Source organism: Pseudomonas sp. GW823-FHT02F05, from assembly GCF_058797315.1.
In genome coordinates this window covers 198,579-215,453 of the sequence record NZ_JBXAJM010000010.1, presented here as the reverse complement: position 1 = coordinate 215,453, position 16,875 = coordinate 198,579, and the positions used below count along the sequence as shown (strand labels likewise).

Genomic DNA, 16,875 nt, shown 5'->3' with positions numbered 1-16,875 from the left:
GAACGAGACGCCTCCATGATGCCATCCCGACTCAAACCGCTCACCGCATTGGCACTCACCGCCCTGTGCGGCGCCCTGCTGCCCGGCCTGGCCCAGGCCGCTGCCCCACAACCGGGCAAGGTCTTCAAAGACTGCAAGGACTGCCCGGAAATGGTGGTGCTTCCCGCCGGCACCTTCACCATGGGTACGCCGGACGACGAAGTGGGCCGCGAGCCTGACGAAGGCCCGATGCACGAGGTGACCTTCGCCAAGCCGTTCGCCATGAGCCGCTTCCATGTCACCGCCGGCGAATGGGACAGCTACGTGCGCCAGACCGGGGTCAAGATCGCCAATGGCGACGACCGCCCCGGCCGCGAATGCATCGCCAGCAAGCCGCGCTATCCCCAGGGGCCACGGCAGCCGGCGGTGTGCATGGACATGGACGACATCAAGCAGTACGTGAGCTGGCTGTCGAAGAAGACCGGGCACACGTACCAGATGGTCAGCGAAGCCCAACGCGAATACGCCGCCCGCGCCGGCACCACCGGCCCGTTCCCCTTCCCGTTCGACGAAGGCAAGGGCTACAGCATCGCCCAGCACGCCAACACCTACGGCCCGGCGGACGGCTACAGCTATTCGTCGCCCGTGGGCAGTTACCCCCCGAATGCCTTTGGCATGTATGACATGCACGGCAATGTGTATGAGCGGGTGGCTGATTGCGAGCATCCGAACTACGTCGGCGCGCCAACTGATGGCAGCGCCTGGGTGGAGCCCAACTGCGAGGCCTACCAGATCCGTGGTAATGACTGGGGCGAGGCGCCGGTGTTTTCACGCTCGGGCAATCGCAACAACATCTACCCGCAGACTCGCGGGGACTGGATCGGCTTTCGGGTCGTGCGCGAGCTCTAATACCTTGTAGGAGCGAGGGGGACGCCTAGTTCTTGCTCGCGAAAAACTCATAAACGCCGCGTGTACTCAGGAAGCACGCGTCATCGTTGACGTTTTTCGCGAGCAAGCTCGCTCCTACAGGGCTAGCGTCCGCAGGTTCAGCCTTGTTTGGCCAACAGCTCCAAGCCTTCATGCAGCGCCGGGAACAGGCTGTTGTTGAAGTTGTTCCAGCGCAACTCAAGGATGGTGTCTTCGGGCGAAATCTGGGTCTTGAGCACGTCGTGAAACACCTCTCCCGAGTCGATGCCGTTATCCACGTAGTGGAATGACGCACCGGTCCAATACAACGGCTCGCACGCCTGAGTCGCTTTGGTTGCCCAGTCGGTGATCGCCTGCCCACGTGCGCCGTACAGCGCATTCCAGGTGGCGTACGCCCCACGGCGTTCGTAAGGCGATTCGATGCGAGTGATGCCCGGATGAATGTTCATGATGCGCCGCGCAAACGGCGCACCCGGGCGCACCAGTTCGTCGAGGATCACCAGCAAACCATCCAGCACCACGATGTCAGCCTTCAACTCCACCAGGGTGTCATGCAGCCGACGCTCGAAATCCTGCTTGCCGGCGACATGTTCGGCGCTGCCTCGTGGCAGACGACGATAGGTCGACGGCACGCTGAGCAGCAGGTCGTTGACCAACGTGCCCTGCACACGCAAGTCCGCCGGGTACAGCCACTGGCGACCCGGCTGGTAGGCGAAGCCGTAGTCCGCCACCAACTGCTGGTCCCGCGGGTTGTGCTCATCGTCGTCATACACCACGCCTACGAGGTTGTAAGCCTCGCCCAGCGACGTGTCGTTGAGCGAGCCCACCAGAAACTCCAGCACCGATTTCATATAGCGCTCGTGGTCTTTATAGGCCACCGGCTGCCCCGCCTTGTCGGCGGCGGCATTTCTCAGGGACCAGACATACACCAGGTTCTTTTTCGTCATGTGTTTCGCTCTCGCTCAAAGGGCCACGCACGGCATTGATACACGTGCGCCTACAGAACAAGAACGAACCAGGCCCCGGGCAATTTATCGCTCACTGCCACCGCCCGGCACGCCGCGCTAAATAGTCACGCCACAGCTTCGTTTGTCATGGGTAAGGGTCTGTGTGCCCAGCCCCCTCTTTTCACTTTCCGGGAAGTATTTATGACCGACCCCAAGCGCGGCGCCTTCAAAGGTTTGCTCGCATTGCTCAGGCCCTTTCGCACCATCGTGACGGTCTCCGTCGCCCTTGGCATGGCGGGCGGCCTGGCCATTACCTTGCTGTTGGCGACGATTAACAATGCCCTGCATTCGGCGGGGGGGATGACTCAGGGTGTGGTGTTGACCTTCGCCGCGTTGTGCGTGGTGGCGCTGGTCAGCTCGATCATTTCCGACATCGGCACCAACTACGTCGGGCAACGGATCATTGCCGCCCTGCGCAAGGACCTGGGTGAAAAGGTGCTGTCAGCGCCCATCGGGCAGATCGAGCAATATCGCTCTCACCGCCTGATCCCGGTGCTGACCCACGACGTGGACACCATCAGCGACTTTTCCTTTGCCTTCACGCCCCTGGCCATCGCCGCCACCGTTACCCTGGGATGCCTGGGTTACCTGGCTTACCTGTCCGTGCCGATGTTCCTGATGATGGTGGTCGCAATCATCATCGGCAGCGCCGTGCAATTCATCGCGGGCGGCAAAGGCATCCAGGGCTTCGATCTGGCCCGCAGCCACGAAGATGAATTGCAGCGTTACTACAATGCGATTGCTTCGGGAGCCAAGGAACTGCGCATGCACCGTCCGCGGCGGTTTCGCATGAACACCCACCGCATCCAGGAAACCGCAGACCGCATCAGCGATATCCAGGTGCGTTCAGTCAACATCTATATCCTGGCCAAGACCTTTGGCTCGATGCTGTTCTTCGTGGTCATCGGCCTGGCCCTGGCGATGCAGGCCTACAACCCCAACCCCGACCCCACGGTGATTACCGGCTTCGTGCTGGTACTGCTGTATATGAAAGGCCCGTTGGAGCACCTGCTGGGTTACTTGCCCGTGGTTGGCAAGGCGAAGATTGCCTTCGGGCGCATCAGCGAACTGTCGGAACGTTTTTCTTCGCCCGAGCCCCACTTGTTGATGGACGACAGTGAAGCGCCGAAGCCTGTGGTCAACAGCCTTGAACTGCGCGGCGTCAGCTACAGCCCGCCAGCGGTTGAAGGCAGCCAACCGTTCCACCTGGGGCCGATCAACCTGAGCATCAAGCAAGGCGATATCGTGTTTGTCGTGGGCGAGAATGGTAGCGGCAAGACCACCCTGATCAAGCTGCTGCTGGGCCTGTATCCACCTCAGGCGGGTGAGATCCTGCTCAACGGTACAGCGGTGACCGACCCAGAGCGCGACGATTATCGCCAGTTGTTTACCACAGTGTTTTCCGACTATTACCTGTTCGATGACCTGGTACAAGGCAGCGCCACCCAGTCCCTGGACAGCGCCACCAAATACCTTGAGCGCCTGGAAATCGCGCACAAGGTCAGCGTCAAGGACGGCGTGTTCAGCACCACTGACCTGTCCACCGGCCAACGCAAGCGCCTGGCCCTGGTCAATGCCTGGCTGGAAGAGCGCCCGGTACTGGTGTTCGACGAGTGGGCCGCCGACCAGGACCCGGCCTTCCGCCGCATCTTCTACACCGAGCTGCTGCCGGACCTCAAACGCCTGGGCAAGACCATCATCGTGATCAGCCACGATGATCGTTATTTCGACATCGCCGATCATCTGGTGCGCCTGCGCGCCGGTCAGGTGGTGCATGAGATGGAGCCTGCATGAAGTACCGGAATAATTTTTTCCGGTTTTGCGAAGTAGGAACGTCTCACTAGTGGTAATGAGAACTAACCTCAATAAACACTTAGAATTGCCCACTTAAAACATAGAAGAGAAAGCATCCATGCCAGCACGACTCGGTCTCAGCCCCCTGAGCAAAGCGCTATCTATGCGCCGGGCCCTGAACATCAACCTCTTGCCCAGTGCCTTGGCGTTGGCTGTGTCGATGCCGATTGCAGCCTATGTGCAGGCCCAGGAGATCGAGTTGAATATTCCTGCGCAGTCGCTGGGGAGCGCACTGCAGGAATTTGGCCGCCAGACCAATGTGCAAGTGCTCTACAGCCCGGGCGATGTGCAGGGCAAGAACAGCCCCGCCGTCAAGGGCAAGATGCAGCCGCAGCAGGCCATAGCTGCATTGCTGGCCGGTAGCCAGACTACCTATAACCTCAATGGCAATACCTTGACCGTCACTGCTGCTGGCAGCGGTGGCGGGCTGGAGCTGAGCCCGACGCAAGTGACTGGCAACATGCTGGGTAACGTCACCGAGAATACCGGCTCCTATACGCCAGGCTCGATTGCCACCGCAACGCGCCTGGTCCTGACGCCCAAGGAAACCCCGCAATCGGTGACCGTGGTCACGCGTCAGCACATGGACGACTTTGGTCTGAACAGTGTCGACGACGTGATGCGCCACACGCCGGGCATTACCGTTTCAGCCTTCGATACTGAGCGCAGCAACTACTACGCTCGTGGTTTCTCTATCAACAACTTCCAATATGACGGGATCCCTTCCACCGCGCGCAACGTGGCTTACTCGGCGGGGAACACGCTGAGCGACATGGCGATCTACGACCGTGTTGAAGTACTCAAGGGCGCGACTGGCCTGCTGACCGGTGCTGGTTCACTGGGGGCCACCATCAACCTGGTACGCAAAAAGCCGACCTCTGAGTTCCAAGGTCATGCCACGCTGGGTGCCGGTTCGTGGGACAACTACCGCAGCGAGTTGGATGTGAGTGGCCCGCTGACCGAGACCGGCAATATCCGTGGCCGGGCCGTCGCCGCCTATCAGGACAAACACTCGTTCATGGACCGCTACGAGCGCAAAAGCCCGACTTACTACGGCATCATGGAGTTCGACCTGTCTCCCGATACCCTGCTGACAGTCGGCGGCGATTATCAGGACAGCCTGCCGAAAGGCTCATCCTGGTCGGGCAGTTTCCCATTGATCGACGCCCAGGGTAATCGCAACGACGTCAAGCGCTCGTTCAACAACGCGGCCGACTGGAGCAGTTGGGAGCAATACACCCGCACCGTCTTCGCCATGTTGGAGCACGACCTGGGGGATGGCTGGATAACCAAACTGCAACTGGATCACAAGATCAACGGCTACCACGCACTCATGGGTTCCATTCAGGGTGACACCCCGGGATTGGATGGTAAGTCACAGCTGACTTCGGGCAAATACACCGGTGAAACCGTCAGTGACTCCGCCGATCTGTATGTGAGCGGCCCCTTCAGCCTGGGAGGCAGGGAGCATGAACTGGTATTCGGCGGTTCCATCAGCGCTTCGGAATGGAATGGCAATGGTTACTGGAACCTCGCCCCCAACCTGGTGGACTTCAATAACTGGCACGGCAACGCACCGCAACCTGATTGGGGCAAACCACAATCGAAAATCGACGACACCGTCCGCCAGACCGGCATGTACATGACAACACGGCTGAACCTTGCTGACGACCTGAAGCTGCTGCTCGGTGGCCGGGTAGTCAACTACACGGTGACCGGCTACAACCCTACCTATCGCGAGTCAGGACGCTTCGTACCTTATGTCGGTGCGGTGTACGACCTGAATGACACCTACTCGGTTTACGCCAGCTACACCGATATTTTCATGCCCCAGGAAAGCTATAACCGCGACAGGGACAACAAGCTGCTTGAGCCGGACGAAGGCCAGAATTGGGAGTTGGGTGTAAAGGCCGACTTCCTGGATGGTCGTGTAAACGCCAGTGCGGCCTACTTCGAGATCCATGAAGACAACCGTTCCGTTTCGGACGATGACTACAACAACTTGAAACCTACCCCCTCGAACTACGCGTTCAAAGGCACCCAGGCCGTGACGAAGGGGTACGAGCTGGAGATGTCCGGCGAACTGGCTCCGGGCTGGCAGCTCCAGGCTGGCTATACGCACAAGATTGTGCGTGACGACAAAGACGTCAAGATTTCCACTTTCGAACCCGAAGACCAGGTCAGCCTGTACACCACTTACAAGCTCAAGGGTAATCTTGACAAGTTGACCGTTGGCGGTGGCGCTCGCTGGCAGAGCGTTGGCTGGCAGAATATCTATAACTCTCCCCGTGGTGGCTACGAGGAGTTCTCTCAAGAAGCGTACTGGTTGGTGGACCTGATGACCCGTTATCAATTCACTAAAAACGTGTCGGCGACGCTGAACATCAACAACGTTTTCGACAAGTCTTATTACACCAACATCGGCTTCTACAATTCTGCCGCTTATGGTGAACCCCGTAACTTCATGCTCAGCACTCGCTGGGACTTCTAAAGCAGGATCAGACGCCCCGAGGCAATGACTGCCCGGGGCGTTTTGTTTGTCCGAATACTATAGAGAGGGCCATAAAAAAGCCCCCAGTCGCTCAAGGTGACTGGGGGCTTTTCATATTGGCCTCTGGTCAGCTCATCGCGGCAGCGAAGCTATGGACGAACTCTGCGTTATCGATTAATCGGTCATGGCTGGTCTCGATCAACACTGAGCGCTCGATCGTTGATTGCACTGCAACTTCCAGCATGCTCGCCTCAATCAATTGATGATGTACCCCAGTACGACTCAAGGTCGCCCACCAGCAACTTATCGGTGCCTTGATCGCCTTGAAGTCGGCCTCGTGCAGGCGCTGCCCGAGAATGCGGTCAACCTCCCAGGAGATCTGCGCTTCGTGGCCACTGAGCAACTCATCCTTGAGCTCGCCAAAACGCGAGCCCAGGGTTTCCTCGGCCCAGTGGCTGAATGCAGTCCATTGCTCGCCTTCTGCAGCCTCGAAGCATTGCAGCTCGGACCAGTGGGCATGAATCTGCTGGGAGAACTCAGGGAACATCACCTCCAACAGTTCCACACGCCGTTCATTGGCAGAAATATCTCTTTCGTCAACCATCACCGCCGTATCCCAAAACGGCTTGACCCACTGCGGCGGGGATGCGTCGATCCAGCCAACACACTCGACCTGTCGGCCCGCCTGCTCCAGGCCATAGGCGACTTCCATCGCCAGGTTGCCCCCCAGCGACCAACCGGCCAAACGGAACGGACCCTCGGGCTGAGCCTTCAACAATTGCGTCGTGTAGTCCTCGACCATTGCAGCCCAGGCTGGCACCTCGCTGCCCTCCTCGGCCAAGGCGCGACACATCACCCCCATCACCGGCCTGTGCTCACGCAACGCAAGGGCAATCGCCTTGTAACAATGCACCGAGCCATAGCTGGGATGGAACAGGTACAACGGTGTTCCACGGCTTTGACTGTTGAGCCTCACGATCAACGAACTGCCAGCGCTTCCCTCAAGGCAAGCCGCCTGCCCTGCGACGCTCGGATTGAGCATCAACTGACTCACCGACAGCTCCACGCCAACAGCTTTGCGGATGCGCTCCTTGAGCATCAGGACCAGCAACGAATGCCCGCCCAACTCGAAGAAGTTATCTTCGACACTCACCTGCTCAAGCTCCAGGACTTCGCGCCAAATGGCTACAAGTGTTTGCTCCAGCGTATTGCGCGCTGCGACGAAGTGCCGTTCGTGCAAGTTTGAATCCGGCGCAGGCAAAGCCTTGCGATCCAGTTTGCCGTTGGGGCTCAGTGGCATATGGTCCAGCAGTACCCACTGCGCAGGCACCATGTAGTCCGGCACATGTGCCAATAAATGAGTGCTCAGTACATCACGCCAGGCGAGTGTCGAATCCTGCAGCACCAGATAGCCAACGAGAAACTTGCCTCCATGCACTTGCACCGAGGCTTCGCGCACCAGTGGATGCTCCAGCAAGCGCGCCTCGATCTCACCCAGCTCTATGCGCAAACCGCGTAGTTTTACTTGATGATCCAGGCGCCCGATGTATTCGATCACGCCATCCCTGCGCTGTCGCACGCGGTCGCCGGTACGATACAACCGCGTGCCAGGCTGGAACGGGCACGGTACAAACCGCTCTGCGGTCAGGCTGGGACGTCGATGGTAACTGCGTGCCAGCCCGACGCCCCCCAGGTACAACTCGCCCGCAACGCCCACCGCGACTGGCTGCAACTGCGCATCCAGCACGTAAGTGCGCAGATTGGAAATGGGTCTGCCAATCGGCACGCTGTCACGATGCTCATCGACGCACGTCCAGTGAGTCACATCAATCGCAGCCTCGGTCGGTCCATACAGGTTGAACAAGCCTGTATTCGGCAGCTCGGCGAATACGTGTTGCTGCACCCCCACCGGCAAGGCTTCGCCACTACAGATGATACGGCGCAACCCCTGACAGCTGGCCACCTGTGAATCCTGCAGGAATGCGTGCAGCATGGAAGGCACGAAATGCAGGGTGGTCACTTGGTGCCGATTGATCAACCCCACCAACTTCGATGGATCCCGATGATCTCCAGGGGCCGCTACCACCAGCCGTGCACCGGTCATCAAGGGCCAGAAAAACTCCCATACCGACACGTCAAAACTGAACGGTGTCTTTTGCAACACCGTATCTTCGGCGCCGAGCGTATAAGCCTGTTGCATCCATAGCAACCGATTGGTCAACGCACAGTGACGGTTACCCGCCCCTTTCGGCTGGCCGGTGGAACCGGAGGTGTAAATGACGTAAGCGAGATTTTCCGCGTCTACGGCCACATCAGGATCGGTATCGGCATACTCGCTCAACCAGTGATCGTCGGGCTCGACCACCAGACAGTGCGAGGGCGCGCTGACCGGTAAGGCTTGTAACAAATGCGCCTGCGTCAGCAGCAGCGGTACGTTGCTGTCTTGCAGCATGTAGGCCAGGCGTTCGCGCGGGTAGTCCGGGTCCAGCGGTACATAGGCGCCACCTGCCTTAAGCACAGCCAGAAGTGCTACCACCATTTCAATGGAGCGTTCCATCGCCACACCTACCAACACATCAGGCGCGACACCGGCCTGGATCAAGCGGTGCGCCAATCGATTGGCTCGTGCATTCAACTGCGTATAACTCAGTGTCTGAGCGCCAAACACCAAAGCCTGGGCATTCGGTGTGCGCCGCACTTGCACTTCGATCAGCCTCTGCACGCTGTCTTCCAACCGATAATCCTGCGCTGTGTCGTTCCACTGTTCGACTATCACCTGATGCTCAAGCGGTTCCAACAGCGGTAGCTGAGCGACACGTTGGTGAGGGTCATCCAACATGGCCTGCAACAGGTTCTGCCAATGGCGCGCCATGCGATTGGGCGTGGCGGCATCGAACAGGTCGGTCGCATAAGTCAGGGTTGCCCATAGCCCATCGACGGTTTCCTGTGTGTCCAGGCTCAAATCGAACTGCGCGGTTTGCGTGCCCCACTCCAAGCCTTCAATCCTCAGGTCGGGTAGTTGCTGGCTCGTACTGGCTAGACGCGCTTGACTCTGATGATTGAAAAGCACCTGAAACAACGGATTGCGGCTCAAGCTGCGTTCAGGTTGCAGGGCTTCGACCAATTGCTCGAACGGCAAGTCCTGATGGCTTTGGGCGTCCAACGCCCGGTGCTTGGCCTGCTGCAACAGCTGGGTGACCGTCAGCTGCGCATCGAAATCGCCCTTTAGCACTTGGGTGTTGACGAAAAAACCTACCAGGCGCTCGGTTTCGACCCGGTTACGATTCGCAATAGGCACACCCACGCGAATATCCTGCTGCCCGCTGTAGCGGTGCAGTAGAGCCTGGAACGACGCCAACAAAACAATGAACAGCGTGACATCCTCACGCTGCGCCAGGGCCTTGAGCCCCGCCACTAATGCCGGTGCAAGCTTGATCTCCAGGCTTGCACCACGAAAGCTCTGCACCGAAGGTCGCGGCCGATCAAGGGGTAGCTCCAACACTGACGGCTCACCGCCAAGCAGAGCCTGCCAGTAACCCATTTGCCGATCGCGTTCACCACCCGTCATCCAGTCACGCTGCCACTGGGCATAGTCAGCATATTGAATCGGCAATGCCGGCAGTTGCAGGTCCTGGCCCTGGCTGTAGGCGGCATAAAGTTGCACCAACTCATCCACCATCACCTGCATTGACCAGCCATCGGAAACGATATGGTGCTGCACGAGCACCAACACATGGTCGTCTTCGGCCAGGCGCAACAAGGTTACGCGCAGCAACGGCCCTTGCTGCAGATCGAAAGGTTGCGCGATCTCGGTCTCTACCCGACGCTGCAGGTCCGCCTCATTGACCTGCTCATGAAGGATGGCCACAGTGCCGTTTTCACGGATTATCTGGAAGGCCTGCCCTTCGTCCTGATGTACCTGCGTTCGCAGGCTTTCATGACGGGCTACCAGACTGTCGAAACTGCGTTGCAAAGCCGCATGATCCAGCCAGCCACGCAAGCGCAAGGTGCTGGGTACATGGTAGGCCGCACTGTGCGGATCCAATTGCCAGAGAAACCACTGGCGCTCCTGGGCATAAGACAGCGCCAACGGCTGTTGACGGCTGACCGGCAGGATCTGAAGCACACTTGCCTGTGATTCATGGGAGTTGCACAGGGTCTCGACAAACCCCTGCAGTCGCGGTTGCTCAAACATTGTTCTGAGGGGTACTTCCCGACCCAACAGTTGACGCAGGCGGGAAATTACCTGCATCGCCAATAATGAATGCCCCCCCGATTCAAAAAAGTGATCGGCCAGACCGACACGCTCCACGCCCAGGATCTGGGCCCAGATGGCCGCCACCTGTTGCTCCAACTCGCTCTCGGGCGCCACATACACCTGCTGCATCTGGCTCACATCCGGCAGCGGCAAGCCCTTGCGGTCGAGCTTGCCGTTGGGGGTCAGCGGCATACGCTCAAGGAACATCAAATGCGTCGGCACCATGTAGTCCGGCAAGCGGGTTTTCAAGGCGCGCCGCAAGGTTTCGCGACCGTTTGATTGAGCGACAGCATCATCCAGGAGCGTCGGGTCCAGTGGTACGACATAGGCCACCAGTTGTTTGCCGGTCGGCCCCTCCTGAGCCACCACCACGGTTTCACCGACACTGGCTTGCTCACGCAAGCGCGCTTCGATTTCCCCCAGTTCGATACGGAAACCGCGGATCTTCACCTGATGGTCGACACGGCCCAGGTAATCCACTACGCCATCCGGACGCCCGCGGGTCAGGTCGCCGCTGCGATACACGCGACTGCCGGGCTTGCCGAACGGGTCCGGCACGAAACGCTCGGCAGTCAGTGCCGGGCGCTCCAGATAACCCCGGGCCACGCCCTCGCCGCCCAGGTACAACTCGCCGGCCACGCCGATAGGTTGCAGGTTCAGCTGCGCGTCCAATACATAACCGCTGCGGTTACCCAACAAGGTGCCGATGGGCGCGTAGACGGCTCCGCAAGGGTCGCCCTTGCGTGCCTTCCACAGCAGCGGCGTGACCACGGTTTCGGTCGGGCCGTAGCCGTTGAACAGGTATTTGGGTTTCAGCGCGCGCCACGCCAGGTCATAGCTGGCTTGAGCAACGGCATCACCACCGAAGCAGTACACCCGCACTGCCGGCGGGTTGCCGTCGCGCTCGGCATGTTCGGCCAACTGTTGCAGGTACACCGGTGGGAACACCGCCATGGTCACGTTGTGGCGATGCATTTGCTCATAGGTGTATTCCGGCAGCCACAGGCTGTCATCACGGATCAACACGCTGGCGCCGTTGATCAGCGGGTGCATCCAGCCTTCGTGGGAACCGTCGAAGGCGAAGGACATGAAGTGCAGTTCGCAATCGGCCGGTGAGGTCTCATAACGCTCGCCAGTGGCGATGATATGCGCCACCAACGGCCCATGAGCCACCGCCACGCCCTTGGGCAAACCGGTGGAGCCGGAGGTGTAGATCACGTAGGCAAGGTTGTCGCCGTCCAGAGCCACAGTCGGGGCCGTATCGCTGTAATCCGACCAGGCTTGCACCTGATCCACCGCCAAGGCGTCGAGGCCGTCCGGGATCGGCAACCGGTGTTGCACGGCCGAATGGGTCAACAGCAATTTCGAACGGCTGTCTTGCATCATGTACAGCAGGCGATCACGCGGGTATTCGATATCCAGCGGCACATACACACCGCCGGCTTTCATCACCGCCAGGAACGCCACCATGATTTCGGCACTGCGCGGCATGGCGATGGCCACCCGTACTTCCGGGCCGACCCCACGGGCGATCAGGGCATGGGCCAGGCGGTTGGCCTGGCGATCCAGTTCGCCGTAGCTCAGGGTTTGCGCGTCGAACTTCACCGCCACCGCAGTCGGGTTTGCCCGGGCGCGATCGGCAAACAGTTGATGCACCAGGCGCTCGGCCGAAAAGCCAGACTCCGTGCGGTTCCACAGTTGCAGGATCTGTTGTTGTTCGGTCGCGTCCAGCAAGCTTAACTGGCTGAGCTGCTGCCGTGGGTTGGCGACCATACCTTGCAGCAGGTTCTGCCAGTGACGCGCCATGCGTTGCACGGTGCTGGCTTCGAACAGGTCCTGGGCATAACCCAAGGTGGCCCATATACCTTCGGTGGACTCCTGAATATCCAGGTCCAGGTCGAAATGTGCGGTCTTGCTGTCCCAGTCCAGCCCTTCTACCCGCAGCCCTGGCAATTGGTGCTGAACCTGAGCCTGGCCGACGTCAGTCTGATGATTGAACATGACCTGGAACAGCGGGTTGTGGCTCAGGCTACGCTCAGGTTGCAGGGCTTCCACCAGTTGTTCGAACGGCAAATCCTGGTGGGCCTGGGCTTGCAGGGCGCGTTGCCGAACGTGCTGCAGCAACAGCTCGACACTCATTTGCCCATGCACATCCGCCTTGAGCACCTGAGTGTTGACGAAGAAGCCAATCAAGCGCTCGGTCTCGCTGCGATTGCGGTTGGCAATCGGCACGCCGACACGTATTTCTTCCTGGCCGCTGTAGCGGTGCAACAAGGTCTGGAACGATGCCAGCAACAACATGAACAGGGTCACGCCCTGCTGGTGGGCCAAAGCCTTGAGCCCCTGGGTGAGTTCGGGCGCCAGCTCGAACGCCAGGCGCGCGCCGCGGTGGCTCTGCACAGCCGGGCGCTGATGATCGAACGGCAACTCCAGCACGCTCTGCTCACCGCCCAACAGTTCACGCCAGTAGGCCAGTTGACGTTGCTTTTCACCGGCGTCCATCCAACTGCGCTGCCATACGGCATAGTCGGCATACTGGATCGGCAGCGCCGGCAACTGCACGTCCTGGCCCTGGCTGTAACCGGCATACAACTGCACCAGTTCCTCGACCACCAACTGCATCGACCAACCATCGGAGACGATGTGATGCTGCACCAACACCAACACATGCTCGTCGGCGGCCAGGCGCAACAGCGTGACGCGCAGCAACGGGCCTTGTTGCAGGTCGAACGGCTGGGCGATCAGCGCTTGCACCCTGGCTTTGAGCTGGGCGTCATCGACATCAGCCTGGGTGATCGGCAAGGACATTGGCGGCTCAATCACTTGCACCGCGCCGTCTTGATCCTGGCGGATATGGGTGCGCAGGCTTTCATGGCGCGCCAGCAAGCTATCGAAACTGCGTTGCAACGCAGCCAGGTCCAATTGCCCTTTCAGGCGCAGCGCGCTGGGAATGTGATATACCGCGCTGCGGGGTTCCAGTTGCCAGAGAAACCATTGCCGCTCCTGGGCGTAAGACAGTGGCAACGGCTGCACGCGCCCCGCCGGCAGTAGGGCCGGCGCCGTTGGCAATAGGCTCTCCTGGGTTTGCAAGGCCGCGACAAACGCCTCCAGCCGCGGGTGTTCGAACACGGCTTTGAGCGGCACTTCCAGGCTCAGGGTCTGGCGGATGCGTGACACCACCTGCATTGCCAACAGGGAATGCCCTCCCAGTTCGAAGAAGTGCTGGTTCAAGCCCACCCGTTGGGCCCCCAGAATAGCCGCCCAGATCGCCGCCACCTGTTGTTGCAACGGGGTGACCGGCGCTCGCCAATCCTGTTGTTCCACGCTGGCATCTGGCTTGGGCAGGGCCTGGCGATCCAGCTTGCCGTTGGGGTTGAGCGGCATGCGGTCGAGGAAGATCAGGTGCGCCGGCACCATGTAGTCCGGCAGGTGGTCGCGCAAGGTGGCCATCAGTTGTTCGCCCACCTCGGCGCGCTCGGTTTCAGACAGCGTCTGCGCAGGTACCAGGTAGGCCAGCAGTTGGTTGTCGGCAGCCAGCAACAGCGCTTCACGCACACTGTCCTGGGCCAGCAGCACGGTTTCGATTTCACCCAGTTCAATGCGGAAACCACGGACCTTGACCTGATGATCGACCCGCCCGACATATTCCACCACGCCATCGGCGCGATAGCGCGCCAGGTCGCCAGTGCGGTACAGGCGCTCGCCGGATGGGCTGAACGGATCAGCGACAAAGCGCTCGGCGGTCAGGCCTGGCCGTTGCAAATACGCACGGGCCAAGCCATTGGCGCTGGCGATATAGAGTTCACCCACGGCGCCCAGCGGTAGCAGGTTCAGGTCACGGTCCAGCACATACAGGCCACGCCCTGGCAGCGCCCGGCCAATGGGGCTGGCACCGCCGGCGCCGACGGCGCTCGGGTCAGTGCAGTCCAGCACGCTGGAAACCACGGTGGCCTCGGTAGGCCCGTAGGTATTGAGCAAGCGCACATGGCCGAGCCCGGCGCGCTGCCACAATAGTGGGCCGTCCAACGGCATGGCTTCGCCGCCGATATGGATCTGGCGCAAGGCACCATAGGTTCTTGGGCCTGCTGCCAGGCAATCTTGCAGGAACAGCTTCCAGTAGGCCGTGGGCAAGTCGGCCAGGGTAATGCCCTGGGCGATGATCTGCCGATACAGCTCGGCACCGTCCCATAACTGCGGGCCACGCAGTACCACGGTGGCGCCGAGGGTCAGGGCTGGATATAGCTGCTCGACGAAACCGTCGAAGTTCAAGGTGGCAAACTGCAGCACTCGGTCCTGGGCAACCAGTTGCGAGTAATCCGCCGCGATGCCAGCAAACTCACTCAGTGCAGCCTGGCTGATGGCAACCCCCTTGGGCTTGCCTGTGGAGCCGGAGGTGTAGATCACATACGCCAGGCTCTGGGGCTCGACATCAACCGGTAAATTACTGTCGGCACACAACGCCAACTGCGCCTGGACCAGGTCGATGTCCACCGCCAGCACCCGGGCCGGCAACGGCAGACGCCCATTCAGGTGGGATTGGGTCAACACCAGGCCCACACCACTGTCCTCAAGCATATGCGCCAGGCGTTCGCGGGGGTACTCAGGGTCCAGCGGCACATAGGCCGCTCCTGTCTTGAGCACCGCGAGCAAGCTGACCACCATGGCAAAGGAGCGCTCCACGGCGATCCCCACCAGCCCTTGAGAGCCGACGCCCTGAGCCAGCAGGTAATGCGCCAGGCGGTTGGCCTGACGGTTCAGTTCTCCATAGCTGAGGGCCTGCTCATCCAGGGCCAGGGCCTGACGTTCCGGCTGCCGATCAGCCTGGGCTTCAAACAGCCGGTGTACAGCCTCAAAGGGGGTGACACCAGCCGGGGTGTTCCAGGCTTGGAGCATCCTGTGTTGCTCAGCGGCGCTCGCCATCGGCAGTTCGCAGAGGCGGCTGCGGGGTGCACTCACCACCGCCTGCAGCAGGTGCTGCCAATGTTGCGCCAAGCGCTCGATGGTGGCGGCATCGAACAGGTCGGTGGCGTAGGTCAGCGCGGCCCAAAGCCCGTCGGCGGATTCATGGGTATCCAGGCTCAGGTCAAAATGGGTGGTCTGGCTGTCCCAGTCCAGTTCCACCACACGCAGGCCCGGCAACTGTTGGCCTTCGCGGCCGCCCTGGGCCTCGGTCTGGTGGTTGAACATCACCTGGAACAACGGGTTATGGCTCAAGCTGCGTTCAGGCTGCAATGCCACCACCAGTTGCTCGAACGGCAGGTCCTGATGAGCCTGGGCCTCGAGGGCGCGGCGTTTGGTTTGTTGCAGCAGCTCGGCAAAGCTCATCTGCCCGTCAAGGTCAGCCTTGAGTACCTGGGTGTTGACAAAGAAGCCGATCAGCCGCTCGGTTTCGACGCGGTTTCGGTTGGCATTCGGCACGCCAATACGAATGTCCGACTGTCCACTGTAGCGATACAACAAGGCTTGGAACGACGCCAGCAGCAGCATGAACGCGGTCACGCCTTCTTGCTGCGCCAGGCGCTTGAGCCCCGCCACCAGTGCCGGTTGCAGATGCACCTGCAGGCTTGCACCGCGATGGCTTTGCTGCGCCGGGCGCGGGCGGTCAAGCGGCAATTCCAGCACCGGTTGCTCGCCGCCCAGCAGGGCCTGCCAATACGCGAGTTGGCGCGCCTGTTCCCCGGCTTCCATCCAGCCGCGTTGCCACAGCGCGTAGTCGGCGTACTGGATCGGCAGTTCCGGGAGTTGCAGGTCATGGCCCTGGCTATGGGCGGCGTAGAGCTGCACCAGTTCCTCCACCATCACCTGCATCGACCAGCCATCGGAGACGATGTGGTGCTGCACCATCACCAGCACATGCTCATCCTCGGCCAGTTGCAACAGCGTCACACGCAACAACGGCGCCTGGTGCAAATCGAACGGCCGCGCCACCTCCTCTTCCACCCGCGCCATCAACTGCGCTTGGTCGACATGCGCCTGCTGGATCTGCACCCGCGACTGCGGCATCACTGCCTGCCACAGGCGTTCATCGTCCTCGACCAATTGCGTGCGCAAGCTTTCATGCCGGGCCAGCAGGCTGTCGAAACTGCGTTGTAACGCTGCCAGGTCCAAGTGCCCGTGCAAACGCAGGGCGCCAGGGATGTGGTAGGCGGTGCTGTCCTTGTCCAGTTGCCAGAGGAACCACTGGCGTTCCTGGGCGTAAGACAACGTCGGTGTGTCGCTGTCGTGGCGGGTGGGAGCAATCGGCAGTTGAGCGAAACTCATGCCCCGGCTTTGCAGGCGCTGGTAAAACTGCTGGCGCTGCTCCAGAGGCAAGCGAAGAAAGCGCGACACCAGGTCGATATTAGGGTTGGAAAGCATGG

Annotated in this window: 5 protein-coding genes; 3 read left to right on the top strand and 2 right to left on the bottom strand. The window is 60.5% G+C overall.

All coding sequences use genetic code 11. The annotated features are described in order from the left end of the window. Positions 1-15: 15 nt before the first annotated feature. On the top strand, positions 16-888 hold the full coding sequence (gene pvdO, locus AC1RAC_RS14330) for a dihydropyoverdine dehydrogenase (RefSeq protein WP_034127738.1): 873 nt from the start codon (positions 16-18) through the stop codon (positions 886-888). A gap of 137 nt (positions 889-1,025) precedes the next feature. Here the strand turns inward: pvdO and AC1RAC_RS14325 are convergent, their stop codons facing one another. Then, positions 1,026-1,853 (bottom strand): N(5)-hydroxyornithine transformylase PvdF, encoded by an 828-nt coding sequence (locus tag AC1RAC_RS14325; RefSeq protein WP_314544305.1) that lies wholly within the window; start codon positions 1,851-1,853, stop codon positions 1,026-1,028. Positions 1,854-2,054: 201 nt separating this feature from the next. Here AC1RAC_RS14325 and AC1RAC_RS14320 point away from each other — a divergent pair, with 201 nt between their 5' ends. After that, positions 2,055-3,707, top strand: coding sequence for a cyclic peptide export ABC transporter (locus tag AC1RAC_RS14320; RefSeq protein ID WP_034127740.1), 1,653 nt, complete (start codon positions 2,055-2,057; stop codon positions 3,705-3,707). Positions 3,708-3,870: 163 nt separating this feature from the next. Further along, positions 3,871-6,258, top strand: a complete 2,388-nt coding sequence (locus AC1RAC_RS14315) for a TonB-dependent siderophore receptor (protein WP_492616676.1) — start codon at positions 3,871-3,873, stop codon at positions 6,256-6,258. Positions 6,259-6,385: 127 nt separating this feature from the next. Here AC1RAC_RS14315 and AC1RAC_RS14310 read toward each other — a convergent pair whose 3' ends face one another. Next, positions 6,386-16,873 (bottom strand): amino acid adenylation domain-containing protein, encoded by a 10,488-nt coding sequence (locus AC1RAC_RS14310; RefSeq protein WP_492616675.1) that lies wholly within the window; start codon positions 16,871-16,873, stop codon positions 6,386-6,388. Positions 16,874-16,875: the final 2 nt, after the last annotated feature.

Coding starts and splice junctions, on each gene's coding strand:
- pvdO (WP_034127738.1), top strand. CDS start 16: ATGATGCCATCCCGACTCAAACCGCTCACCGCATTGGCACTCACCGCC.
- AC1RAC_RS14325 (WP_314544305.1), bottom strand. CDS start 1,853: ATGACGAAAAAGAACCTGGTGTATGTCTGGTCCCTGAGAAATGCCGCC.
- AC1RAC_RS14320 (WP_034127740.1), top strand. CDS start 2,055: ATGACCGACCCCAAGCGCGGCGCCTTCAAAGGTTTGCTCGCATTGCTC.
- AC1RAC_RS14315 (WP_492616676.1), top strand. CDS start 3,871: ATGCGCCGGGCCCTGAACATCAACCTCTTGCCCAGTGCCTTGGCGTTG.
- AC1RAC_RS14310 (WP_492616675.1), bottom strand. CDS start 16,873: ATGCTTTCCAACCCTAATATCGACCTGGTGTCGCGCTTTCTTCGCTTG.